This window comes from Actinoplanes sp. NPDC004185, from assembly GCF_053603475.1.
On sequence record NZ_JBSGFR010000026.1, the window covers coordinates 34,371 to 58,780 of the forward strand.

General features: G+C 72.6%; 21 protein-coding genes and 1 pseudogene. 11 read left to right on the forward strand and 11 right to left on the reverse strand.

The features are described from left to right. Positions 1-127: 127 nt before the first annotated feature. The 4 genes from ACWEOZ_RS25625 to ACWEOZ_RS25640 all read right to left on the reverse strand — a co-directional run bounded on the left by ACWEOZ_RS25625 (position 128) and on the right by ACWEOZ_RS25640 (position 2,949). Complete coding sequence (locus ACWEOZ_RS25625) at positions 128-439, reverse strand: hypothetical protein (protein ID WP_451913202.1); 312 nt, start codon at positions 437-439, stop codon at positions 128-130. A gap of 113 nt (positions 440-552) precedes the next feature. Further along, positions 553-1,194 (reverse strand): response regulator, encoded by a 642-nt coding sequence (locus tag ACWEOZ_RS25630; RefSeq protein WP_451913203.1) that lies wholly within the window; start codon positions 1,192-1,194, stop codon positions 553-555. Positions 1,195-1,280: 86 nt separating this feature from the next. Next, positions 1,281-1,832: an RNA polymerase sigma factor gene (locus ACWEOZ_RS25635; RefSeq protein WP_451913204.1), complete on the reverse strand. Its 552-nt coding sequence runs from the start codon at positions 1,830-1,832 to the stop codon at positions 1,281-1,283. Positions 1,833-1,914: 82 nt separating this feature from the next. Further along, complete coding sequence (locus ACWEOZ_RS25640; RefSeq protein WP_451913205.1) at positions 1,915-2,949, reverse strand: FAD-dependent monooxygenase; 1,035 nt, start codon at positions 2,947-2,949, stop codon at positions 1,915-1,917. 51 nt (positions 2,950-3,000) lie between these two features. Between ACWEOZ_RS25640 and ACWEOZ_RS25645 the strand changes: the two genes are divergently transcribed. The 3 genes from ACWEOZ_RS25645 to ACWEOZ_RS25655 all read left to right on the forward strand — a co-directional run bounded on the left by ACWEOZ_RS25645 (position 3,001) and on the right by ACWEOZ_RS25655 (position 5,342). Then, positions 3,001-3,501, forward strand: a complete 501-nt coding sequence (locus ACWEOZ_RS25645) for a hypothetical protein (protein ID WP_451913206.1) — start codon at positions 3,001-3,003, stop codon at positions 3,499-3,501. After that, on the forward strand, positions 3,501-4,631 hold the full coding sequence (locus ACWEOZ_RS25650; protein ID WP_451913207.1) for an MAB_1171c family putative transporter: 1,131 nt from the start codon (positions 3,501-3,503) through the stop codon (positions 4,629-4,631). The genes ACWEOZ_RS25645 and ACWEOZ_RS25650 overlap by 1 nt, the downstream gene beginning before the upstream one ends. A 222-nt stretch (positions 4,632-4,853) precedes the next feature. After that, positions 4,854-5,342 carry a hypothetical protein gene (locus tag ACWEOZ_RS25655; RefSeq protein ID WP_451913295.1) on the forward strand — a complete coding sequence of 163 codons (489 nt, stop codon included), beginning with the start codon at positions 4,854-4,856 and terminating at the stop codon, positions 5,340-5,342. Between the two features lie 110 nt (positions 5,343-5,452). Here ACWEOZ_RS25655 and ACWEOZ_RS25660 read toward each other — a convergent pair whose 3' ends face one another. Continuing rightward, on the reverse strand, positions 5,453-6,826 hold the full coding sequence (locus ACWEOZ_RS25660; protein WP_451913208.1) for a glycoside hydrolase family 43 protein: 1,374 nt from the start codon (positions 6,824-6,826) through the stop codon (positions 5,453-5,455). Positions 6,827-6,992: 166 nt separating this feature from the next. On the opposite strand from ACWEOZ_RS25660, the gene ACWEOZ_RS25665 reads away from it, so the two are divergent. Next, positions 6,993-8,177 carry an MFS transporter gene (locus ACWEOZ_RS25665; protein WP_451913209.1) on the forward strand — a complete coding sequence of 395 codons (1,185 nt, stop codon included), beginning with the start codon at positions 6,993-6,995 and terminating at the stop codon, positions 8,175-8,177. Between the two features lie 21 nt (positions 8,178-8,198). On the opposite strand, the gene ACWEOZ_RS25670 is transcribed toward ACWEOZ_RS25665, so the two are convergent. Further along, positions 8,199-10,208, reverse strand: coding sequence for an FAD-dependent oxidoreductase (locus tag ACWEOZ_RS25670; RefSeq protein ID WP_451913210.1), 2,010 nt, complete (start codon positions 10,206-10,208; stop codon positions 8,199-8,201). Between the two features lie 125 nt (positions 10,209-10,333). On the opposite strand from ACWEOZ_RS25670, the gene ACWEOZ_RS25675 reads away from it, so the two are divergent. The 6 genes and pseudogenes from ACWEOZ_RS25675 to ACWEOZ_RS25700 form a co-directional block, all read left to right on the forward strand. Next, the gene (locus ACWEOZ_RS25675; protein ID WP_451913211.1) at positions 10,334-10,921 is read left to right on the forward strand and encodes a GNAT family N-acetyltransferase; all 588 of its coding nucleotides are present in this window, start codon (positions 10,334-10,336) and stop codon (positions 10,919-10,921) included. 78 nt (positions 10,922-10,999) lie between these two features. Continuing rightward, the gene (locus tag ACWEOZ_RS25680) at positions 11,000-12,199 is read left to right on the forward strand and encodes a cytochrome P450 (protein WP_451913212.1); all 1,200 of its coding nucleotides are present in this window, start codon (positions 11,000-11,002) and stop codon (positions 12,197-12,199) included. A gap of 129 nt (positions 12,200-12,328) precedes the next feature. Next, positions 12,329-14,911 (forward strand): class III lanthionine synthetase LanKC, encoded by a 2,583-nt coding sequence (lanKC, locus tag ACWEOZ_RS25685; RefSeq protein ID WP_451913213.1) that lies wholly within the window; start codon positions 12,329-12,331, stop codon positions 14,909-14,911. Between the two features lie 57 nt (positions 14,912-14,968). Further along, positions 14,969-15,097 (forward strand): SapB/AmfS family lanthipeptide, encoded by a 129-nt coding sequence (locus ACWEOZ_RS25690; RefSeq protein WP_360552370.1) that lies wholly within the window; start codon positions 14,969-14,971, stop codon positions 15,095-15,097. An 84-nt stretch (positions 15,098-15,181) separates the two neighbouring features. Further along, on the forward strand, positions 15,182-16,885 hold the full coding sequence (locus ACWEOZ_RS25695; protein WP_451913214.1) for an ABC transporter ATP-binding protein: 1,704 nt from the start codon (positions 15,182-15,184) through the stop codon (positions 16,883-16,885). Positions 16,886-17,562: 677 nt separating this feature from the next. Continuing rightward, a pseudogene (locus ACWEOZ_RS25700) lies at positions 17,563-18,324 on the forward strand (ATP-binding cassette domain-containing protein); the annotation flags it as partial. Between the two features lie 225 nt (positions 18,325-18,549). Here the strand turns inward: ACWEOZ_RS25700 and ACWEOZ_RS25705 are convergent. Together ACWEOZ_RS25705 and ACWEOZ_RS25710 are read right to left on the reverse strand one after the other, a co-directional pair. Beyond that, on the reverse strand, positions 18,550-19,158 hold the full coding sequence (locus ACWEOZ_RS25705) for a LuxR C-terminal-related transcriptional regulator (RefSeq protein ID WP_451913215.1): 609 nt from the start codon (positions 19,156-19,158) through the stop codon (positions 18,550-18,552). A gap of 160 nt (positions 19,159-19,318) precedes the next feature. After that, a complete protein-coding gene (locus ACWEOZ_RS25710; protein WP_451913216.1) occupies positions 19,319-19,606 on the reverse strand; it encodes a hypothetical protein in 288 nt (95 codons plus the stop codon). A 193-nt stretch (positions 19,607-19,799) separates the two neighbouring features. On the opposite strand from ACWEOZ_RS25710, the gene ACWEOZ_RS25715 reads away from it, so the two are divergent. Further along, positions 19,800-20,408: a hypothetical protein gene (locus tag ACWEOZ_RS25715; protein ID WP_451913217.1), complete on the forward strand. Its 609-nt coding sequence runs from the start codon at positions 19,800-19,802 to the stop codon at positions 20,406-20,408. Between the two features lie 1,004 nt (positions 20,409-21,412). On the opposite strand, the gene ACWEOZ_RS25720 is transcribed toward ACWEOZ_RS25715, so the two are convergent. The 3 genes from ACWEOZ_RS25720 to ACWEOZ_RS25730 form a co-directional block, all read right to left on the reverse strand. Then, positions 21,413-21,556 (reverse strand): BTAD domain-containing putative transcriptional regulator, encoded by a 144-nt coding sequence (locus ACWEOZ_RS25720; RefSeq protein WP_451913218.1) that lies wholly within the window; start codon positions 21,554-21,556, stop codon positions 21,413-21,415. Between the two features lie 296 nt (positions 21,557-21,852). Further along, positions 21,853-23,325 carry a hypothetical protein gene (locus ACWEOZ_RS25725; RefSeq protein ID WP_451913219.1) on the reverse strand — a complete coding sequence of 491 codons (1,473 nt, stop codon included), beginning with the start codon at positions 23,323-23,325 and terminating at the stop codon, positions 21,853-21,855. 19 nt (positions 23,326-23,344) lie between these two features. Further along, on the reverse strand, positions 23,345-24,319 hold the full coding sequence (locus tag ACWEOZ_RS25730; RefSeq protein ID WP_451913220.1) for a cellulase family glycosylhydrolase: 975 nt from the start codon (positions 24,317-24,319) through the stop codon (positions 23,345-23,347). Between the last annotated feature and the right edge of the window lie 91 nt (positions 24,320-24,410).

The window sequence follows — 24,410 nt, forward strand, 5'->3', positions numbered from 1 at the left end:
CTTCCTTCCGGTGACTGATGCCTTACTGGTCGGTTCCCAATCTAGGGGTGAACAGATCACCGCGCGCAGAGGACGACGGACGTGACCGCCGGGCCGGCCGGCCCCCGCCGCCGGGCCCTTCGGCCCCTCAGACCGGTTGCGTCTCCGGCTCCGGCCGGCGGGACTCGGCGCGATCGCGGATACCGTTCAGCATCCCGCGTTCCATGATCAGGCTGCCCGGCTCCAGCACCACCCGGCTGACCAGCCGGCGACCGCGCGCGGACCTCGGCACGGCGATCCGGTTACGGCTCACCAGCCGGGTCCCGCCGCCACGGACGTCCAGGCCGAAGATCCAGACCCAGGCCCCGTCGGCCGAGCGGAAGGCCAGCGTCCGGGGCCGGTCGCAGATCTCCACCCGCATGCCCGGGCCGTCCGCGCCGAGTGGCAGCACGTCACCCACCGCGAGCTGCTGGAACTGCGGCAGGATGCGGTCCTCCTCCTTCGCGTCTGCCCCGGCCGTGCCCCGGCCGCGTCGCCGCCGGTAGGGCCACCCGGCCCACCCCGTGGTGACCGTCAGTGCGGGTGGTCGCCGAGCAGCTTCGTCGCCAGGACCGCGGCCTGGGTACGCCGTTCCAGGCCGAGCTTGGCCAGCAGACTGGAGACGTAGTTCTTGACGGTCTTCTCCGCCAAAAACATCCGGCCCGCGATCTCGCGATTGGTCAACCCCTCCGCCACGAACTCCAGGATCCGCCGCTCCTGATCAGTCAGCGAAGCCAGCTCCCGAGGCTGCTCGACCCCGTGCCGGATGCGTTCCAGCACCCGCTGGGTCACTGCCGGATCCAGCAGCGACTGCCCGGCCGCGACCCGCCGGACGCCGTCGACCAGGTCCGTGCCCCGGATCTGCTTCAGCACGTACCCGGACGCGCCGGCCATGATCGCGGCGAACAACGCCTCGTCGTCCTCGTACGAGGTCAGAATCAAACCCTTGATCGACGAATCCACCGCCCGCACGTCACGGCACACGTCGATGCCACTGCCGTCGGGCAGACGCGCGTCCAGGACCATCACGTCCGGCCGCAGCGCCGGAATCCGCCGGGTCGCCTCCTGCGCCAGTCCCGACTCCCCCACCACCTCGATGTCCCCGGCGGCGTGCAGCAGGTCGGCCAGGCCACGGCGAACGACCTCGTGGTCGTCGAGCAGGAAGACTCGAATCATGTGTCCTTCCTACCGGGCGCAGGTCCCGCGACCAAGGGCCGGAGGTCCTGTCGGGCGTGGGACGGACGGCACGGCCGGGTGGGCGGTCAGGACAGGGCCTCACGCATGGCGATCCGGGCCCGCCGCGCGCGGGACTTCACCGTGCCCTCCGGCACTCCCAGCAGCAGAGCCGTCTCCCGTACCGACAGCCCGTCGAGGACCAGCGACCGCAGCACCACCCGCAGCTCGGCCGGCAGCACCAGCAGGGCCTGCTCCAGCTCCTGGCCGATCCGCCCGGCCATGACCTCGTCCTCGGCGGCGGGCGCCGTCGACTCGGTCAGCGGGACCGCCGGCAGCTGGGCCTGCCGGGCGCGGCGGCGGAACGCGTCGACCAGCCGGTTCGCGGCGATTGTCCAGAGCCAGCCCACGGCGCTGCCCGCGGTGGCCGCGCCGGCGAAGCTGCCCGCCGCCCGCCAGACCGCCAGGTACGTCTCCTGGAGCACGTCGGCTACCACGTCCTCGTCGGCGCACCGGCGTCGCAGCCGCGCCGCGAGCCAGGGCGACGTGCGGCGGTACAGCTCGTCGAACGCGGGCCGGTCCCCGGTGGCCGTCCGGCGCACGAGGGTCTCCTCGTCGACCGCGTCCCAGCTTCGTCTCACACCACGCAAGACGACTCCCACCTGTCCACGGTTCCGCGCCTGAGGTGACCCCCGTCACTATGCGTCAGGGCAGGCGGCGGTGTCAGGCGGTCGGCCGGCCCATCCGGGCACTGGCCGCCACCGTCTCCTCGGTCTGCGCGCGGCGCCGCGCCGCGTACGCGGCGAACGCCGAGGCGGGCTCCGGCTGCTCCCGCAGGGCGGCGGCCAGCGCGACGGCGTCCTCGAGCGCCATCGACGCGCCCTGGGCGGCCGCCGGCGAGGCGGCGTGCGCGGCGTCGCCGACCAGCACCATCCGGTCGTTGTGCCAGCTCGGCGTGGTCGGGATGTCGTAGGAGTCGCCGCCCACGACGTCCCCGCCGGTCGCCTCGATGATCGCCGCCGCGGGGGTGGCGTCGTCGCGTACGGCGTCGAGGACGAGCTCACGCCACTGCGCGGCCGTCGTCCCGGTGGGGCGGCTGTCGCCGGTGAGGCGGGCGAACCACCAGGTGCGCCCGTCGCCGGGGGCGGTGAAGCCGAAGAAGGCGCGGGCGCCGAAGACCATGTGGTACGCGTCCGGCGCGCTGCCGGCCGGGTTGCCGTCCGCGTAGCCGTAGACGACGTGCTGGCCGGTGTAGCGCGGGGTCGGCGCCTGCGGGTCGATGAGGTGGCGGGTCGGTGAGTGGATGCCGTCGGCCCCGACCAGGACGTCACCCCGGGCGCGGGTGCCGTCGGCGAAGCGGGCCTCGACGCCACCGTCGACGGTCGCCGCGCCGGTCAGCCGCTTGCCGTGCAGGACCGGGATGCCCCGGGAGATCGCCAGGTCCTGGAGCACCCGGTACAGGGCGGCGCGGCTCAGCGTGCGGGCCGTACCCTCGATCGCCCGGTGCTGCAGGTGCGCGCCCTCGGCGTTGAACAGCTCCACCGCCGCGGCCGGGTAGGAGGCCGCCACGACGGCCTGGCCGGCGCCGATCGACTCCAGCGCGGCCATCCCGTTGGCCATCACGGTCAGGAAGGCGCCCGCGTCGTCCCCGCCGGACGGGTGTGCCTCGTGGACGATCGAGGGGATCCCGGCCCGGTGCAACGCGAGCGCGGTGGCGGCGCCGGCGACGCCGCCGCCGGCGATGAGTACGTTCGTCATGGTTGTTGGATATCCTTCGATGACTTCACCGGCGGCGAGGGGGCGGGCGGGGTGAGCGATCGCAGGCTGCGCAGGCGGTGCCGGACGCTGCTGCGTGAGCTGGATGTGCGGCCACCCCTGGACGTCCGGGAGCTGTGCGCGCGGCTGGCCCGGCAGCGGGGCCGCCCGATCCGGCTGGTGGACCACCCGATCAAGGTGCCAGGGCCGTTCGGGCTCTGGTTCATGACGGAATCCATGGACGTCATCTTCTACCAACGCGAGACCACCCGTCCGCATCAGGATCACATCATCCTGCACGAGATCGGGCACCTCATCGCCGACCACCCCAGCGACGAGGGCGACGACCAGGCCTGGGAGGCGCTCACCCCGGACGAGCGCCCCGGCCGCAGCTCCCGGGCGCGGCGCCGCACCTGCTACGACTCGGCCTACGAGCGGGAGGCCGAGCTGATCGCCACCGTGATCCTGGAATGGGCCAGCGTGCTCAATCCGCTCTATCCCGCCGGCGCGGAGCGGCTCGGCTCGTCGCTGTCGCACCATCAGGGGTGGTTGTAGTGGCCCCCGTCCTGCTCGCCCTCATCGCCGCGGCGCTGTGGATCGGCGTGCTCAACAAGGTCGTCCAGCTCTGGCGGGCGCCCGAGGACCTGCCGCTGCGCGCGGTGGCGGCCTGCGTGGTGAGCGCGACGCTGACCTTCACCGCCAACCTGCCGCCGCTCGGGCCACTGCTCGACCGGGCCGGGGCCGGGGTACGCAGCCTGGTGGTCAACGTGGGCACGATGGCGGCGGCGTACTTCCTGCTGGCGTTCCTCATCTACTCCATGCGCGGAAGTGCTGCCCGTCGCGCCGTACGCCGGCAGGCGGTGCCGCTCGCCGCCGGGGTCCTGATCGCGGTCACCGCGTGGGCGTCGGCCCCACCCGCGGTGCGCGCCGACCCCGCCGAGACGGCCAACGGCGCCAGCCCGCACGCCACCGTGTTCGTCGTGGCCGTGCTCGGCTTCATGGCGTACGCGCACTCGCAGTCACTGCGCTGGTCGGTCGCGTACGTGCGCGCCGCCGGCACCGCCCGCCTGCGCCGCGGTCTGATCATCCTGAGCGTGGCGGTCGGCGCCTTCCTGATCGCCGACGCCACCAAGTCGGTGCTGGCCCTGCTCCAGGCCACGATCGAGCCGGCCCCGGGCGCCGTACGCGTGTTCACCCTGGTCTACCTGACCGGCGTCGCCGCGGGCGCGCTCGCGTTCGTGGTCGGCGTCAGCTACGCGGCGGTCGTCGGCATGCTGGTCTCGGTGCCGCTGTGGCGCGCGCACCGGCGCTACTACCGCCAGCTGGAGCCGCTGTGGACGGCCGTGGATCAGGCGTTCCCGCAGCTGGTGCTCGGTCGCGTGCCCGCCGTCTCGTGGCGCGGCCGGCTCGGCTGGGACAGCAGCCACTACCGGTTCTACCGGCGGGTCGTCGAGATCCGGGACGGGCTGGTGTTGCTGGGGCCGTACTTCGAGGGGTCCGCGGGCCGCGACGAGACCCCGCGGGACGAGAAGGCCTGGGCCGAGGTGATCCGTGGTGCGCTGCGCGCGAAGGCGGCGGAGAGCCCCATCGTGGACGCGGACCCGGTGCTGGTGCCCGGTGGGGACGATCTGGAGAGTGACGCGCGCCGGCTCGCCGGCATCTCCCGGGAACTGATCATGCGGTGACGTCCCGGGCGCCGCGGCGTGGCGCGGGCCCGGTCTCGGCCGCCCCGTGATCGGTCGGAACGGGCCCGCGTTGTCCACTGTCGTCGCGCAAATACTTTGCGACACTATATTTAACGACTGACACCGGTCAAGGCGGATCCGCGGCCCCGACGGTTAACCGTAGACGACAGGCGTGGGAGCCTCGACGACATGTCCGACAGTGCAGGCCGGCCGCCGGCCACGGTGGCAGCCCGGTTGAACGAGCTGTTCGCCACCGTCACCTGGGTCGATGACCGCGGGCGCACCCGGGAGTATTCGACCCCGCAGGTGGCCCGGGCGATCACCGACGACCCGGCCCACGACACCAGCGTCTCGCGTGTCTATCTCGCCACACTGCGCTCGGGGGCCAACACCAACCCGACCGTCGCCGTGCTCAAGGCGATCGCCAAGTTCTTCGACGAGCGGCGCGCGCCGGGCAGCGCCCCGGTCACCGCCTCGTTCCTGCTGGGCGAGCACGACCCGGCCGGCGACGACCCGGAGAGCCGGGAGCTGCGCCGTAAGCTCGCCGACCGGCAGGTCCGCATGATCGCCATGCGGGCGGGCGACATGACCCCGGCGGTGCGCCGCCAGGTGCTGCAGATGCTCGACATCCTGGGCGAGCCGACCGCTGACGGCACGCCGCCCACGCCGGAAAAGGTGCGTGCCGAGGACGACACGACCGAAAGTGGATAGTCCACCGGTTAGACAGCGCCGGGCCTTGTCGTTTAAGTTGGTCGTACGGCGCCGTTGCGAGTTCTTCCCCCGTGGAATTCGCAGCGGCGCCTCTTTGCGTTCACCGCACCCTAGTAACCGATGTGGAACGTCGCGTCCTGCTTGTCGGTGCCCGGCGAGCTGCTGGTGATCGGGTCGATCCGCAGCACGTAGCCGCTGTGCCGCACGTAGCGGTCCGGGAAGTTGTGCGAGCGCAGCGACGTCCAGCCGGCGTCGGCCCAGCCCGCGACCCGGTGGAAGGTGGCGTCGGCCTTGAAACCGCTGGTCCCGTCGTTGGCGTTGAGCACCAGCGCGTAATTCGCGTGCCGCAGGTAGCGATCGGGATAGTTCACCGACCGCAGCGACACCCCGGCCGGGTCGGCCAGGCCGGGCACGAGCGTCCACAGCTGATCCTGGTACGGGTCGAACGGATACGCGTCGATGCGTCCCACCCCGTCGGCGTGCCGGACGTAGCGGTCCGGGAAGTTGTACGACTTGAGCCGGTTCCAGGACGGCGTGCCCCAGGTGCCGGTGAGCCCGGACAGCTCGGCCGCGGTGATCGCGGTGATGCCCAGGTGCTTGGAGTTCAGCGGCTGGGTGTACGCGCGGTCGTTGAGCAGGCTCCACGAGCCGGCCGCGACGTCACCGCTCTGCCAGCAGTAGAACCGGCCGTTCGGGCTCCAGGTGTCGCCCCACATGTACCAGACGTTCGCACTGGTGGACTTGACGATCTGCGGGGCCTCCACGCCGCGGCCGGGGCCGATCGCGCCGGTGTAGACGCTGAAGCTGCCCGGGTTGAGCGAGGTGGACCGGGCGCCCAGCAGCGTGCTGTTGGTGTTGTTCTTGTAGTACATGTAGGTGACGCCGCCGACCGTGACGAAGTTGCCGTCGATGGCGTCGTAGCCGGGGTCGAAGAAGACCTGCGGCGCCGAGGCGGTGACGAAGTCGGCGGTGTAGGAGACCATCAGCACGTTGTGCCCGTTGACCACGGCGGAGAAGACGACGGCGTAGCGGCCGCGGGCGGCGTCCCAGAAGGCCTCCGGGGCCCAGGCGTGGGTGGCCAGCGAGTGCACCTTGAGCAGCCGGTAGTCGCGGAAGCTGCGCAGGTCCGGGGAGTCCCAGACGTGCAGGTACTGGCTCTGGTAGGACCAGTTCGTGCCGTTGAGGTCGGTGGCCAGCACGGTGAACGTGCCGTCCTGTCTGCGCAGGATGAACGGGTCGCGCAGCCCGCCGCTGCCCGCGGTCGGCGTCGCGACCGGCCGGTTCTGGTTGAGCGGGGTCCAGGCGAGGCCGTCGTTGCTGACCGCGAGGTGCAGGTTGTAACTGGCGGCGCTCATCGACGGCGACTCCGTGAAGTAGGCCATCGCGTAGCCGGCGTAGGTGGCGGCCTGGGCGGCGCCGGGCCGGATCAGGGCACCCGCGGCGGCGCTCGCCCCCAGCGCGGACAGCAGAGTACGACGTCTCACGAGCACCTCACAGGCTATTGTGAACGGTAACATTGACGTTAACGAATGATTCCGGTCTCGTGGCGCGATTGTCAAGAAGTCGCTATCGACGTGCGGGCGCGCACGTGCCAGAGTGAGCGCCCATGGAGATCGTGAACAATTCCCATGTTCGCCGATCGGGCCACGGATGACGGCTGCCGAACCCTCCGGTGGCACCCGGGCCCGGTGGATCGGCGCGGGCTACGCGGCGCAGGGCCTCGGGTACGCCGCGGTCGTCACCGCGCTGCCGATGTTCAAGGAGCGCCAAGGCCTCGACGACGCCCTGGTCTCGGCGATCCTGCTGCTCGTGGTGGTCGCGGCGGCCGGCGGCTCGCTGGCCGCCGACGCGGTCGCCGCCCGGTGGGGCAGCCGCTTCGCCCTGGCCGGCGGGCTGGTGACGATCGGCGTCGCGCTCGGCCTGACCACCTTCCACACCCCGACGGCTGTGTTCGTCGCCGTCCTCATCGTGTACGGCGTGGGCCTGGGCACCGTCGACGCCTCGCTGAGCATGCAGGGTGTGCTCGTCCAGGCCCGGCTGGGCCGCAGCGTGATGAACAGGCTCTTCGCCGCCTACACCGCCGCCGCCTTCATCGCCGCGCTGCTGATGTCGGCCTTCGTCGCGAGCGGGGCCGGCGCCGGCGTGGCGGTGGGCGTCGCGGGCGGGTTCGCCGTCCTGATCGCGCTGGCCGGCTGGCGCGGGTACGAGCCCGCGCGCACCGTCATGCCCGACCTGACCGGGCACCGCCATCCGCGCGACGGCAGCCGGCGGGTGGTGCTCATCTGCGGTGCGCTGATCTTCACCGCGTTCCTGGCCGACTCGGCCGTCAGCACCTGGAGCTCGGTGTACCTGCACGACTCGCTGCTGGCCGCGGACTCCGTCGCGCCGCTGGGCTACGCGGCGTACCAGGTCGCGGTGCTGGTCTCCCGGCTGGCCGGCGACCACGTCGTCCCCCGCACCGGCGTGGTCGCCGCCGCGGGCGCCTCCCTGCTGGTCTGCGCGGTGGGCTGCGGCCTGGTCGTCGCGGTCCCGTCGGTCGCGGTGGCCGTCGCCGGCTTCGCCCTCACCGGCCTCGGGGTGGGCGTGCTGGTGCCGCTGGCGTTCAGCGCCGCCGGGCACGCCGTGCCCGGCAACAGCGACGAGGTGATCGCCCGGGTCAACCTGTTCAACTACGGCGGCGCGCTGATCGGCGCGGTGCTGCTCGGCCTGCTGTCCGAGCCGGTCGGACTGCGGATCGCGTTCCTCGTCCCCGTGCTGGGACTGCTGCTCACCCTGCCGGTGGTCCGGCAGCTGCGGCGGCTCACCGCCACGGCGCCCTCCCCGGCGGTGCCGTGACGGACCGGACGGGGCACGGCATCAGGCCGGCACGAAGCGTACGGCGTCGGCGACGACGTAGCCCGTGGTCGACTCCGTCCGGATCAGCACACTTCCGGTACTGCCGGCGGCGAAGGTGAACGTGCCCAGCGACACCCATTGACCACCGGACACCCGCTGGTCGACGGTCCGGGTCGTGGTGCCGCCGCTGTGCACGACGTCGACCGGCACGTTGCCCGCCCGGTTCTCGTGCGCGGTCCACCGCAGATACACCGCGTAGCTGCCGGCGGCGGGCAGGGCCGGCGTGAACCGCAGCCGGTTGACCCCCTTGGCCGTGTTGCCGTCGTGCTCGTAGTCGGGGCCGTAGAAGCCGCCGGTCGCGGTGCTGCGGACCCAGACGCCGGCGCGGGTCACGCCGGACGTGGCGGCGTTGTCGACGATGACCTCGCCGGTGCCGGTCAGCGGCCACCGCAGCAACTGGCCGTCCTGGCGCAGCCGGGCCTCGAGGGCGGGATAGCTCAGCTGCTGCACCGGAACCGCCGCGTCGATGGCGAGCACCGCCGCGGTCGCCGCCGACTGGGCCAGGATCATGAACACCGGTTCCATCCGGATCGACCCGTACGCGATGTGACTCGCCGCCAGGCACACCGGCACCAGCAGGTTCGGGCACTGGGCCGGGTCCGGCACGATCGAGCGGTAGCTGATCGGGAACGGTCCCGGCACGCCGGTCTGCACGTCGCCCTCGTTGCGGACCGCGCCGCCGACCACGACCCGCTGACAGTTGTGCGAGTCCATGGTGTAGCTGGCCAGCCCGACCGGATCACCGGCGCGCGCCGACCCCCGGCAGTCCCGTTCGGTCATCACGTAGGCCGACCGCATCCGCCGCGCCTCCCGGACGTAGAGCTGCGGCGGCCACCCGCCCGAGGCGGTGAACTCGTCGACCGGCAGCCCCCAGGACGCCGCCGCGGTGCGGATCGAGGCGGGCAGCCCCGGATCGTTGGCGAGGAACCACATCAGGCCCTGCTGGTACGTCCGGTGCTCGGCGACGATCGTCTCCCGCGCGGCCGGCCCGGCCGTGGGATAGGCGTAGTTGCGCCCGATGAAGTCGGTCGAGACCGCCCCGTTGTTGTTGGAGTCGGTCTTGCCGCCGCCGACACTCTGCGTGGTGAAGAACGGCCCGGTGTAGCCGGCGGCGACGTACCGCCGGAGCAGCTCGTACTCGGCCGGGTCGTACCCGGCCGGCTTCGGGAACGGGATGCGGCCGGCGTCGCGGGTCAGGCACATCCGGAAGTTGTACGCCTGGATCCGGTCGTCGGTGGTGCCGTTCGGGGCCACCGGGCTCGCCGAGACGCCCGGCAGCAGCCCACTGCCCGGGTTGCCGGCGACCACGTACGGATCGACGGGCCGGTCGAACTGGTGCTTGTCCCGCAGCTGCACGCCGTTGATCGTCTCGCCGTACTCGGTGTTCGCCTCCCGGCCGAGCGTCCAGCTGACCCCGGCCCGGTCCATCAGGTCACCCTCGTAGCCGGCGTCGACGTACATCAGTCCCCGGAACACCTGGCCGTTGTCGGTCACCAGCTCGGTGATCCGGGCCCCCGCGCGGGTGACCGAGCTCAGCCGGGCCCCGAGGTAGACGGGCACCCCGGCCTCGGCCAGCAGGTCGTCCAGCACCGCGCGGGCCACGTGCGGCTCGAAGGTGAACCGGGCCGGGGAGGTGGGAGTGACGACCGTGCCGTTGTACTTCGCGTACACCCGGCGGTAGAACTCCCCGGCGATGCCGCCGATGGATTCCTTGACGCCGCTGTCGGTGAAGCCCAGACCGCCGGTGGTGAGGCCGCCGAGGTGGGTGCCGGGCTCGACGACCACGGCGGTGCGGCCCATCCGCCGGGCCTGGACCGCGGCGACCAGACCGGCCGCGGTGCCGCCGTAGACGACCAGGTCGGCCTGCACGGCGGCGGCCGCGAGGGCGGGCAGGGCCGGTGCGGCCGCGGTGACCACCAGGGTCGCGCCGCCGATCCGCAGGAGGTGACGCCGGCTGAGGTGAGCTGACATGGCGGGGCGCCTCCCTGGTAGCGGAACCCCGTCATCCTCATCAGCCGCCGAGTCCAGTGTCAACGGTCGGTGGACGGACCGGAAATCGCCTCGCGGCGCCCCGGCCGGTGTGTGATCGTGACCGGATGCCACAACCGATCCTCCGGACCGAGCGGCTCATGCTCGTCCCCCTGGCCGACCGGCACCTCGAGCAGGAGGTCCAGCTCGACTCGGACCCGGAGGTGCTGCGCTACATCGTCGGCCGGGCACGGTCGCGCGAGGAGGTCGTCGCCGCCCACGCCGAGCGGATGGCGCTGGGACGCAAGGTGGACGGGCTGGGGTACTGGATGGCGTACCGGTCCCCGGGCGACGAGGACGAGTTCGTCGGGCTCATGATGCTGCCGCCGGCGCACGGTCCCGACCAGCCCGACGACCCGGCCGTCGCCGAGCTCGGCTACCGCCTGCTGCGCCGCCACTGGCGGCAGGGCCTGGCCAGCGAGGCGTCCCGGGCGTTGCTGGCCCACGCTTTCGAGACCGTCGGGCAGGCCCGGGTGATCGCGCAGACCATGGCGGTGAACGCCGGGTCCCGGGGTGTGATGGCCGCCGTCGGCCTGCGCCACGTAAGGACGTTCTTCCCGGTCTGGGACGACCCGCTACCGGGGGCGGAGCTGGGCGAGGTCGAGTACGAGATGACCCGGGAGATGTGGGCGGAGCGCAATACCGATTCCGGGTGACCCGGGCCGGCTGCGCCGGGCCCTATGCTCGGGATCAACCGGCCCGGTGGGCGGGCCGCCGGGACGAAGGCGGACCCTGTGTCGACACCGGTTCTCGACCTGTACGGCGATGAGTTCCGCTCCCGGCCGCACGAGGTGCTGGCCGCCCTGCGCGAGCAGAGCTGGTGGGCCGAGTCCCCGGTCGGCCCGGCCGTGCTGCGCCACGAGCCGGTGCAGACGTTGCTGGGGATGCGTCAGCTGCGGACCCCCGGAGTGGATTTCCTGGCGCTGCAGGGCATCACCGACGGGCCGCTGGTCGAGACGATGCGCAGCTTCCTGCTCAACGCCGACGGCGAGGACCATCAGCGGCTGCGCCGGCTGGTGAGCAAGGCCTTCACGGTACGGCGGGTGCAGGACTTCCGCCCGGCCGTGCAGGCGTGCGCCGATGAGCTGATCGCCGCCCTGTCCTTGACCGACGGGGTGGACTTCGTGGCCGCGTTCGCCGAGCCGTACAGCCTGCGGGTGGTGTGCGAGTTCATCGGCATCCCGGAGGGCGACAGCGCGCAGGTCAACCGGTGGGCACACGACGCCGGGCTCATCTTCGGCTTCAGCGTGGCCGAGCACGCCGGGCGCATCGAGTCCGCCGTGCGCAGCCTCAACCTGTTCATCGACGGTCTGATCGAGGCGCGCCGCCGCGAGCCGGGCCCGGACCTGCTGAGCGCGCTGATCCTGGCCGAGGAGTCCGGCGAACTGCTCAGCGACGCCGAGCTGCGCGCCATGGTCATCACGATGCTGTCCGCCGGCCAGGGCACGGTGCAGTTCCAGCTGGCCCAGGCGATCGACACCTTCATCGCGTACCCGGACCAGTGGAGCCTGCTGGCCGACCGGCCGGAGCTGGCCGCGAACGCCGCCGAGGAGGTCGTCCGGTTCTGCCCGTCGGCGCTGCTGGGCGTGCCGCGGATCGCCAAGTCCGACGTGGAGCTGCACGGCACGGTCTTCCCGGCCGGGACGTGCCTGCTGCCGATCACCGGATCCGCCAACCGCGACAGCGCCGTCTTCGCTCGCGCCGGCACCTTCGACATCCGCCGCGAGCCCGCCGGACAGCTCACCTTCGGCGGCGGGATCCACTACTGCCTGGGCGCGGCGCTGGCCCGGGTGGAACTGCAGGAGGCACTCCCCCGGCTCGCCGCCGCCCTGCCCGGCCTGACCTCGGCCGGCCAGGCGGAATGGCTCGCCCCCACCGAGGCCGTCTACGGCCCGGTACGCCTGCCAGTGCGCTTCCGCCCGGTTCAAACGTGACGGATGTCAGCAGTTTCCCCTCCCGCATCTCACCGTGACCTGATGACAGCGCTCACTACACCGGCTCCCTCCACCCGCCGAGACTGAGAGGCAAGCAAGCACACGGAGCGGTACGAGGGGAGCCGGGCGATGGACAAGCACTACGAACGGTTCTGTGTCACCGATCCGTACTTCTACGACTCCCTGACCAGTGCCCGGCCCGAGGCGACCTGGTTCGCCGCGGCCCGGCGCCCGGTGCCCGAGGGCTGGCAGCGCGAGACCCTCGACGACTGGCTGATCTACGGACCGGCCGGTGGCGAGCTGCCCGAGCAGGGCTGGAAGATCCACATCTCCGCCTGTCTGGACAACGCCGAGCGGATCCTCGACCAGGTCTTCGGCTACTGCCGGGAGCGCGGGCTGCCGTTCAAGTTCATCCACGGCCGGGCGGCGCTGCTGATGCGCAACGCCAAGTACGCCCGCCGCGGCACCAGCGGCAAGTTCATCACCGTCTACCCGCGCGACGACGCCGAGCTCGAGGTCGCCTGCAAGGAGCTCAGCGAGCTGCTCGACGGCGAGCCGGGCCCGTACATCCTCAGTGACCTGCGCCTGGGCGACGGGCCGGTGCACGTGCGCTACGGCGGTTTCGCGGCCCGCTACTGCGTCGCCGACGGGGTGGTCGAGCCGGCCATCGCCGATCCGTCCGGCACGCTGGTGCCCGACCGGCGCGACCCAATCTTCCGGACCCCGGAGTGGGTGACGCTGCCACCGTTCCTGGGCGCGCATCTGGCCGCCCGCAACGCCACGACCGTGGTCGACCTGCCGTACTCCATCGAGGAGGTCATCCACTTCTCCAACGGTGGCGGCCTCTACCGCGGCACCGACACCCGCACCGGCGAGCCCGTCGTTCTCAAGGAGGCGCGGCCGCACGCCGGCCTCGACGCCGACGGCGTGGACGCGATCGCGCGGCTCGGCCGGGAGCAGGAGGCGCTGGAGCGGCTGTCCGACCTCGCCACCGTGCCGCGGGTGCACGACCGGTTCCGGCTGGGCGAGCACGAGTTCCTGGCCCTGGAGTACATCGACGCCCAACCGCTCAACAAGCTGCTGGTCGACCGCTACCCGCTGATCGACCCGGATGCGACCGCCGAGGACTACCGCGCGTACACCCGGTGGGCGCTGCACATCTACCGGCAGATCGAGCGGACCGTCGACACGATCCACGAGCGCGGCCTGGTCTACGGCGACCTGCACCTGTTCAACGTGCTGGTGCGCACCGAGGGCCCGGACGCCGACACAGCGGTGCTCATCGACTTCGAGGTCGCCGGCCCGGCCGACGGCTATCGCCGGCCCGGCCTGCGCAACCAGGGCTTCGCGGCGCCCCGCGGGGTCACCGGCACCGACGTCGACCGGTACGCCCTGGCCTGCCTGCGGCTCGCCCTGTTCCTGCCCCTGACCGCGATGCTGCGGCTGGCGCCGGAGAAGGCCCGTGACTTCGCCGCCGTGATCGCCGAGCACTTCGAGGTGCCGGAGGAGTTCCTGAGCGAGGCGGTCGCCACCATCACCGCCCGGCCGGCCGCGCCGCACGGCAGCACCCAGCTCCACGCGGACATGTCCGTGCCGGCCATGATGCACCGGCTCACCGACGCCATCGTGGACAGCGCCACCCCGCAACGCGACGACCGGCTGTTCCCGGGCGACATCGAGCAGTTCCACTCCGGGGGGCTGAATCTCGCGTACGGCGCCGCCGGGGTGCTGCACGCCCTCGCCGTCACCGGCGCCGGCCCGTTCCCCGGCTTCGAGGAGTGGCTGGTCCGGCGTGCGCTGCACCCGCAGTCCGGCTCCCGGCTCGGCCTCTACGACGGGCTGCACGGCGTGGCGTACGTCCTGCACGAGCTGGACCGCCGCCAGGAGGCCCTCGACGTGGTCGAACGCTGCCTCGGCGAGCAGTGGGAGCAGCTGGGCCCCGACCTGATGAGCGGCCTCGCCGGGATCGGCCTCAACCTGCTGCACCTGGCCCAGGCCACCGGCGAGACGGCCCTGCACGACGCCGCCCGGCGCGCCACCGACCTGGTGTCCGCACGGCTGGCGGAGCTCGCCACCGATGAGCCACCGGCCGGCGACCTGGCCGTCAGCGGCGGACGGCAGCCCCGCGCCGGCCTCACCCACGGCTGGACCGGCCCCGCCCTGCTGTTCCTGCGGATGTACGAGCGCACCGGCGACCCCACCCTGCTGGACCGGGCCGTGACAGCGCTGCGCCAGGACCTGCACCGGTGCGTCGTGCGCCCCGACGGCGCGCTGGAGGTCAACGAGGGCTGGCGCACCATGCCCTACCTGGCCCAGGGCAGCGTGGGCATCGGCATCGTCCTCGACCAGGTCCTGGCCCACCGCGCCGACGAAGGTCTGGCCCGGGCCGGCGCCGCGATCAGCCTCGCCGCCCGGTCCCCGTTCTACGCCCAGGCCGGCCTGTTCGCCGGGCGCGCCGGGATCATCCGCTACCTCGCCGGCCACGACCGCGACGACGACCGGCTGGCCCTTCAGCTGCGCAACCTGTCCTGGCACTCGGTCCCGTTCCGCGGTCTCGCCTTCCCCGGCGACCAGCTGCTGCGGCTCTCCATGGACCTGGCCACCGGATCCGCCGGCGTGCTGCTGGCGCTCGGCGCGGCCCGCCACCACCCGGGCGCGGACCTGCCCTTCCTCACCCCCGCCGCCGGATCCCCGCGACCGGCCGGCACCTGATGACTTCCGCCCGTCCGGGCGGGGAGAACGCAACACCGAGCAAGGAGGAGAACGACCATGGCACTTCTCGACCTGCAGGGAATGGAACTGTCCACCGAGGCGAAGAACGCCGGGGGCGGCGGCGGCAGCCGGGCGAGCCTGCTGCTCTGTGGCGACAGCTCGCTGAGCGTCACGACCTGTAACTGACCGGCAGTCCTGAGCGCGGCCCCGGACCGGGACACCATCCTGGTTCCGGGGCCGCTCCCGTCGTACCGACTTTCAGGAGGCGTGATGTCCGCGGTGACCGGTGACCGGGTGCTCATCCGGGCCGTCCGGCACGGTGGCCCCTGGGTCGCCGTGCTGGTGCTGGCGGCCCTGGCCGTCGCCGCGGCGGATCTGCTGCTCCCGGCCGCGCTCGGCGCCGCCGTCGACGCGGCCCTGACCCCCGGGGCCCGGCCCGGCCGCTGGATCGCCGCGGCCGTCGCCCTGATCGTCGTCATCGCCGTCGCCGAGATCCTCACCGGCCTCGCGGCCGGTCTGAGCACCGCGCGGGCCACCGCCCGGCTGCGGCACACCCTGGTCCGGCACGTGTTCGCGCTCGCTCCCGGCGCCGCCCGCAAGCACCCGGCCGGCGACCTGGTGAGCCGCCTGGTGGGCCAGGTGCCCAGCGCCGCCGGCGCCGGCGCGGCCGTGGCCCTGGCCGGTACGGCTCTGGTGCCGCCGCTGGGCAGCCTGGTCGCTCTCACCCTCATCGACCCGTGGCTGGGCGCCACCTTCGTCACCGGCCTGCTCGTGCTGACGCTGCTGCTGCGCACGTACGTCGTCGACACGGCCGACGCGACCACCCGCTACCAGCGCACCCAGAGCGACATCGCCGCCCGGCTGACCGAGGCGCTGACCGGCGCCCGCACCATCAGCGCGGCCGGCACGGTGGAGGCGGAGATCCGGCGGGTGCTGCGGCCGCTGCCCGACCTCGGCCGGCACGGCGCCCACACCTGGGACGCGATCGGCCGGGCCGCCGCGCAGGGCGTCCTGCTGGCGCCGCTGATGCAACTGGCCGTCGTCGGCGTCGCGGGCCTCGCACTCAGCGCCGGCCGCCTGACCCCGGGCGCGGTGCTGGCCGCCCTGCAGTACGTCGCGCTGGGCGCCGGGCTCGGCGGGGTGGTCGGTGTGCTGGGCCGGATCGCCCGCAGCCGGGCCGGCTGCCGCCGCACCGCCGAGATCCTGGCCGAACCCCTCCAGCAGTACGGCGGCCAGGACCTGCCCGCCGGCCACGGCCGCCTGGAGCTGCGCGGCGTCACCGTCCACCATCCGGCCGGCGTGGACCACCCGCCCGTGCTCGACCACCTCGACCTGGTGATCCCGGCGGGCGCCACCGTGGCGGTCGTCGGGCCGTCCGGGGCGGGCAAGTCCACCCTGGCCGGGGCCTGCGGGCGGCTCCTCGACCCGGACGAGGGTGAAGTGCTCCTCGACGGGGTGCCGCTGCCCCTGATCCACCACGACGCCCTGCGCCGCGCGATCGGGCACGCCTTCGCCCGGCCCGTCCTCGTCGGGGCGACCGTCGGCTCCGCCGTCGCCCTGGGCCCCGGCTCCCCCACCGGGCACCGGATCCGCGCCGCCGCCCAGGCCGCCCGCGTGGACACGGTCGTCGAACGTCTCCCCGACGGCTACGACACCCGCCTCGCCGGCACACCGCTGTCCGGGGGCGAGGTGCAGCGGCTGGGCATCGCCCGCTCGCTGGGGGCGGAACGGCTGCTGGTGCTGGACGATGCCACCTCCAGCCTGGACACCGTGACCGAGTACGAGGTCGGGCGGGCGTTGCTGGACGCGGCTGATCGCCGTACCCGGGTGGTCGTCACCCACCGGGTCGCCACCGCCGCCCGGGCCGACCAGGTCGCCTGGCTCGACCACGGCCGGCTCCGCGGCTACGCGGAGCACCGGGTCCTCTGGCAGGACCGGGACTACCGGGAGCTGTTCGCCGGAGCGGACCGATGAGGTATCTGCTGCGGTTCCTGCGCCGCCACCCCGCCCCGCTGGCCCGGCTCGCCTGGTGGTCGGCCGTCGAGGCGGTGCCCGCCGTGCTGTCCGGGCAGGTCGTCGCCCGCGCCGTCGATCGTGGCTTCCTGGCCGGCCACCCGCACACCGGCCTGGCCTGGCTGGGCCTGCTCGCGGCGGCGGTCATGCTCGGCGCGTACGGCACCCGCAACACCTACCGGTGCCTCGCCGGCCTGGCCGAGCCGCTGCGGGACGAGCTGGTGGCCCACGTCGTCGCCGGTGCGCTGCGCGGAGCCGCCGACCGCTCAGCCGTCGCCCGGCTCACCCACCAGGTCGAGATCGTCCGCGACACCTTCGCCGGCGCGGTCATGACGGTGCGCGGCTTCCTGTTCGCGGTGACCGGAGCCCTGCTGGGGCTGGCCGCCCTGGCCCCGCCGATCGCCCTGGCTGTCGTGGTGCCGATGCTGGCCGGCCTGACCTTGTTCGCCGTGTCCCTGCCGGCGATGGTGGCCCGGCAGCGCGCGTACGTGGCCGCCGACGAGCAACTCGCCGACGAGGCCGGCTCGGCGTTCGCGGGCCTGCGGGACGTGGTCGCCTGCGGGGCGGAGAGCCGGATGACCGCGGCACTCGCCGTCCCGGTGGACGCGCAGGCGGCGACGGAACGCTCGGTCGTGCGCATGACCGCCGTACGCGGACTCAGCCTCGCCCTGGCCGGCTGGCTCCCGGTCGTCATCGTGCTGCTGGCGACACCGTCGCTGATCCGCGGCGGCCTCACCGCCGGCGCGGTCCTCGGCGCCCTGACCTACCTGCTGCACGGCGTGCAACCGGCCCTGAACACCCTGATCGGCGGCCTGGGCGGCGGAGGCGTACGGCTGACCGTGACCCTCGACCGCATCCTGCGAGCCGGCCGGCAGCCGGCACCCGCACCGGTCACCGCAGTGCGGCAGCCCACCGACGCCGGGGTGAGCCTGCGCAGCGTCACCTTCTCCTACAGCCGGCACGCCGAGCCGGTGGTCCGCGACCTCGACCTGACCGTCACCGACGGCGACCACCTGGCGATCGTCGGGCCCAGCGGCATCGGCAAGTCCACCCTGGTCGCGCTGCTGGCGGGCACCCTGCGACCCCGGCCGGGCGAGGCCCGGCTGGGCGGCGTCCCGATCGCGGAGCTGGACCCGCGCACCCTGGCCCGCCACCGGGTGCTCATCCCGCAGGAGGCGTACGTGTTCAGCGGCACGCTGCTGGACAACCTGCGCTACCTGCGCCCCGGCGCCGGCCGCCGCGACCTCGACCACGCGGTGACCGCCGTCGGCGCGGACGACCTGGTGGCCCGGCTCGGCGGCTACGAGGCGCCGATCACCCCCGACCTGATGTCGGCGGGCGAACGGCAGCTCGTCGCGCTGGCCCGGGCGTACCTGTCCCCGGCCCGGCTCGTCCTGCTGGACGAGGCCACGTGCCACCTCGACGCGGCCGGGGAGGCCCGTGCCGAACGGGCCTTCGCCGACCGCCCCGGCGCCCTGGTGGTGGTCGCCCACCGGGTCAGCTCCGCCGTACGGGCCCGCCGCATCCTGCTGCTGGACGGCGAGGAGGCGACTCTGGGCACGGACAGCTCGCTGCGGCTCAGCTCACCGCTGTACCGCGAGATCACCGGGCACTGGGACGCCGGGTCACCGGAACCAGCCCGCCTCCTCAGCCAGCCGGACAGCCTCCAGCCGGTTACGGGTGCCGGTCTTGCGAAGAATGGTGGAGATGTAGTTCCGGACGGTGCCCACCGTCAGATGCAGCTTCGCGGCGACCTCCTCCGAAGGCAGCCCTGAGGCGACGGCGTTGAGCACGTCCAGCTCCCGGGGCGACAGCGGACTGCGCGGAGCGGCCACCATGGCGACGGCCAGGCTCGCGTCGATCACCCGTTCACCCCCGGCCACCTGCCGGATACTCCGGACCAGCTCACACGGCGCGGCCTGGGTGCCGACCACCCCGCGTACCTGAACCTCCAGCGCGCGGCTGAGCCGCCCCGGAGCATCCGGCCCGGCCAGCACGAGCGTGGCGCAGCCCGGCAGCTCGGCGGTGAGCCGATCGACGGTGCGCAGCCCGTCATCGGCCAGCAGATCGACGCTGACCACAGCGACATCCGGAGGAACAGCGCGGGCCATGTCCAGCGCCTCATCGAGGCAGCCGAGAGCGGCGACCACCTCGAAGTCCTCCTCCAGCGACAACGTCACGGCGAGGGCGCCGCGGAGCAGGTTGACGGGTTCGACGAGCAGAATGCGGATCACGATGGCCTCCCAGCCAGGGTCAAAGCTTCGCGGTGGGAACGCCGGCAAGCGAGCGGGCTCGGCCACGGTGGCGGGCGGAGCACGGAAGCCGGCGGACGGCCGAGCGCGGGTCCTTCTGTGGACCGGCGTGGCCTGTTTCCTGTCCCCGGAGGGAGGGCGATCAGCTGGGAGGTCCGCTGTAGCGGACGGTCCGCCCGTGGGCGGTGAGGTCACCGGCTGCGGAGAGCCTGCCGGTGATGGTCTCGGGCCGCCAGGACGACGCGAGGGTGCCCATCGTCGGCGAGCCCGTGCCGCCGAAGTCGCGGGCGTGACCCGCGCCGGCGGAGTTGGCGGGCTGGTGCGGTGGGGTGGGCAGCGGGGTGGAGAGGGGTGCTGCCTGCGGCTTGGTGTTTCCGGCGCGGTCGACTGTGGTCGGGGTGGGTGCGTCACGCAGGTCGAGTGCGGGCATCGGGCCGGACGGCGACAGAGCCGGTGCCGGGTGGGCCGGGGTTCGGACGGGAGCGGCTTGATGTTGCGGCTCGGTGGTGGTGGCCTGCTCGTGCGCCGCGGGGGGCGTGGGGAGGTGGGGGCTTACCGGTGCAGCGGGCGCCGGTGGCAGCTCAGGTGCGAACGGCGGGGAAAGGTCGGGCGTTGGCGGGTAGTTGGGCAACGCGGATAGCGCGGGCAGGCCCGGCGCCGCAGGCAGCGCAGGCAAGGCGGGAAGCGCGGGCAGCGCAGGCAGCGCTGGCAGGCCCGGCGCCGCAGGCAGCACAGGCAAGGCGGGTAGCGCAGGCAACGCAGGCAATGCGGGGAGAGACGGCACGAGCGGCGATGCAGGCAAGGCCGGCAACGTCAGCGGACTGGGCAACGCGGCTCCCGCCGGCAGCACAGGCAAGGCCGGCAACGTCGGTAGGGCGGGCAACGCAGGCACCGCCGACACGGCCTGCGACGCAGGCAACGCGGGCAACGTCGGCGAGCTAGGCAACGCGGGCACCACCGGCACGGCCTGCGACGCAGGCACCGTCGACAGGGTGGGCAACCCGGGCAACGTCGGCACGGCCTGCGACGCAGGCATGGCGGACAACACGGGCGGGGTGGGTGTCGTGCTGACTGCCGGACGTTGCGGACCAGATGGCAGCGCCGGAATGGTCGGCGACGTGGGCAGCCCGGGATGCGAAGGCCGTGTGGAGTGCACCGGCGACACGGGCAGCTCCGGCAGCGCGGGCACGGACGGAAGGGCCGGCTCTACTTCCGGACGCGCTGGCGACTGAGGTTGGGCTTGGCGTGCCGGGGCGTTCGCGTCCGCAGGCGACCGGGGCACGTCGGGCAAGCCGGGAGCCGCCGGCATGTCGCGCGAAGCGGGCAGCGTGCGGGTGACCGGCCGCGCCGGCGATCGCGCTGGCCCAGATTCGACCGGCGAGCTTGGATCCCGTTCTGCCGAGGCAGGATCGGTCCGCCGCTCATCCGCCGAGGACTTCACCGGGTGGACAGTCGCCGTCACGTCAGTCTCATCCGGACGGCCACCGTCAGAGAGCGCTCGCCGACCGGTTTCGGACGGTCGACCCTTCTCCCCCGGACCCGGATCCTTCGCCTCATAAGAGCCGGAAGATGTGGCCTTGTGGCGGTCGACGTGCGCAGCGGTCCGATGCCCTGACGCGACGATCTTCCGGCCAGCCGCCTCCGCCCGCGCCGAAACCGGAGCCTTCGACGGGGTGGTCTTCCGGCCGTCGGCCCTCAACGCCGGAATCTTCCGCGGCTCAGCCTTGGCACCGCTGACGTCAGCCTTCACCTCTTCGGGAGCCGAGGCTTTCGGGCGATCCACGGAAATCGGAGCCTTCCGCACCCGGGAACCCGTCCCAGCAGAACCCTTGCGACCTTCCGCAGAATCCGCGGATTTACCCACATGGATCTTCGGAACAGAGATCACCGACCGCGGGCGGTCCTTTTTCGCATTGTCCGCGAGATCCCGGCCAACACCGGCCAGACCTTCCTTTCCGCCGCGATCACCACCATCCGTATCAGCACGGGCGGCGTGATCAAAAAGACTGAGAGCAAGGTACGCAGCGACGATCAACCCGACCATCACCAGCAGCCGGGAAATGCGCTGAGCTGCTGCTCCAGCGACATTCCGGCGCACCGCGAACCTCCCGCTCGATCATTTACCCGTGCCATCGATTCATTCTTACCCGCCAATCGCAAGCTAACACCGCGCCACCGTGACCGCAGAACTCGGCCGAATCGCGCTCACCCATTCGTGACACCCGGAAAGAATGCATCATGCCGCCCGGGAGAGACCGCGCAGTCTGCTGTGGAGCTCCGTCGTCTCCGGCGCCGGACGGGTGCCGACGTGGGTTTCGAGCAGCCGCGCCAGCTCCTCGTACTGGCGCAGCGCCCGTCCCCGATCCCCCCAGTGCGGCATAGCAGCGCATCAAGTTCGAGGTCAGCGCGGACAGCGACAACCCGACCCAGACCGCGGTCCGGTTCGGCGACATCAACCCGCAGTACCGGGAGAACTTCACCGTGTTCAGCGCGCAGCGCCTGTTCACGCCGATCGGCACGAACTGTACGACCGGTGGGGCACCCAGCTCTGGTGGCAGGCGGTGCCCAAGGGCACCACGGCCAACCGCAGCCTGTCCTTCCTCGGCGTCAAGACCACCGCCGACGTGTACGAGGTCCGCATCACCACCGGCAACGCCCCCTCGGCCACGCCGCGCGTCACACCACCACGCCGTCGATCTGCAGGGTCTGGACCGAGGCCGCCGGGAACGGGACGGTGATCCGCTTGTCCGCCACCCGCAGGTCCTGACGGGCGGTGTACCGGTCGGAGCCGCCCGGGACGGTGGACCAGCGCGGAACCATGCCGCCCGTGCCGCCGGTGGCCTGGCCGAAGCGGGACAGGTCGAACGTCAGGTTCTGGGCGGCGGCCGCGTTCAGCGCCACGATGACCAGGCGGCGGGCGGCCGCGTCGTAGCCGGCGATCGCGTGGTCCACGCCGAGGTCGATGATCCGCATGCCTGGGCGGATGTGCCGGGTGAACTGGGCGAGCGTGTAGTACTTCGTCTCGACCGCCCCGGCGGCGCCCGTGCCGCCGTTGTAGCGGATCGTGCCCCAGCCGGCCGACGGGTCCATCACCTGCCAGTAGCACCACGCCGTCGGGTGCAGCCAGCGCCAGTCCATGCACAGGTTGCGGGCCATGGCCAGGCCGGTGCCGTCGCTGTCGCCGTGCTCGGAGTTCCACAGCACCTTGTTGTCGGCGCGGACGGCGTTGTAGAGCAGGTCGCGGCGTGTGTCCGGGCCGTAGCCGTGCACGTTCACCTGCCGTACGAGTGCCTTGGTGGCACTGTCGAAACTGTTCCACGTCGCCCGGGCCGCGTCGAAGTTGGTCTCGTCCGACGCCGAGATCGTCACGCCGGTCAGGCCCTCCCGGTTCAGCTCGGTACGCAGGTGCCCCAGCACGCTGCGCTGGGTCTGCGCGTCGATGTGGCACCCCTCCTGGGTGCCGTCGGCGCGCCACCAGCCGGCGGAGGGCTCGTTGAACGGATCCACGGTCCGGAAACGCACGCCCCACCGCTCCTGGGCGTAGCGGGCGGTGACGGCGAGGTGATGGGCGTGCTGACGGTGGTTCCACGACTGCAGGTTCAGCCCGCCGCCGGCCGCCCCGGACGGGTTGTGGTTGCTGCACATCCACCACATCGGCGAGTTGGCGAACAGCTCGCTGATCGCGCCCCGCTGGGTCGCCTTGACCAGGGCGGCGCGCTGCTTGGCGTCCACGTTCCAGTTCCAGGCCGGCGAGGCCGGGTCCTCATTGGTGTAGTCGAGCCAGAATCCCTCGATCTGCTTGAAGCGCGGGATGTTCGGCGAGGCCACCATCCGCTCGCCGTTGATGGCGTTCCAGCTGCTGGCACCCAGGTTGTAGCGGGCGATGGTGAGGCCGAGACCGGGCAGCGTGGCGCCGTTGTACGACACGTTCTTCAGGGTGAAGAACAGGTCGGCGAAGTCGTCCCGGTCGCCGAAGACGTTCGCCCACCAGGCCAGCGACGTGCCCCAGCCCTCCCAGGCGCCGAAGTCGGCGCCGGGGTTGACGGCGATCGTGGCGTCGGCCCACGCCGGTCCCGCGCCGAGGGCGCCACCGGCGACGGCGAGCCCGGTCGCTCCCACGGCGGCGAGAACCGTCCTTCTTGTGGTCATGGAGTCCTCCCGAGAGTGGTCACAAGCCCCAGCCCCAGCGGATCTGGGCGAGGCCGGAGGCGTTGTTCACCGCGAGGCCGCTGCCGCTCTGCCGGGTCAGTGAGTAGGTGTCGCCGGTGCGCAGCCCGGGCCAGTAGACGATGCCCAGCTGCCGGGCCCGGGCCAGGTCCGTCGTGGCCGCGAGGTACGCGGTGAAGGCGTTCCCGTCCTGGTGTCCCGCGCTGTAGTTCAGCCCGGTGGTCATGGGCGAGCCGGCCTCGTCGATCACGGTCCGCGAGGAGTACGACCCGAGCCGGTTGCTGAGATTGGTGGTCCACGCGGCCCGGGTGGTGTCCGAGGCCCAGAAGCCGTAGAAGTGCAGCGACAACAGGGTGCCGTTGAGAGCGCTCGCCGCGCCGACGCCGGTCACGTTGTCGTTGTAGCCGGTGCCGCTGATCAGGACCCGTCCGCGCGGGATGCTTGCGTGCCGCGACAGCCAGGTGGAGCACAGCGACACCCACGCGCCGAGGCTGTAGCCGAACGGCTCGTTCATCGGCTCGAAGTAGACGGTGCCGCTGCCGCCGTAGTCGCCGGTGACCCGGTCCCACATGGTGTTCCACGCGGCGGGGTCGTCGACGTAGCCGTCCTTGTCCGCCTCCCAGTACGACAGGATGACCTTCATCCCGTGCCCGAGCGCCGAGTCGACGGCGCCCTTGTAGCGGGCCCACCAGTCGGAGTTGACACTCTGCGGGTTGATCGGCAGCCGGACGGTGTCGGCGCCGAGCTGCTGCTGGAAGCCGGTGATGACGCCGTCCGCCTTGGCCCGCACCGTGGCGTAGGAGTCGGCCGCGGTCAGGCCGCTGGGGATGACCCAGCCGTCGACGTAGTTGTCGCGCTGGTCCGCCCAGTTGACGCCGCGGAAGCCGTTGGTGGCCGCGGATGCCGGCGTGCACAGGGTCAGCAGCGACGCGGCGAGCGCCACGGCCGTGATCGCGCTGAGAAAAGCTCGTCGCAACTCGACTCCAGTGATCGAAGCTGGATGTTTACGCAAACACACACGACCGCCAGTAGCATCGATGCTGCTGAATGATTGCGCTAACATTTGC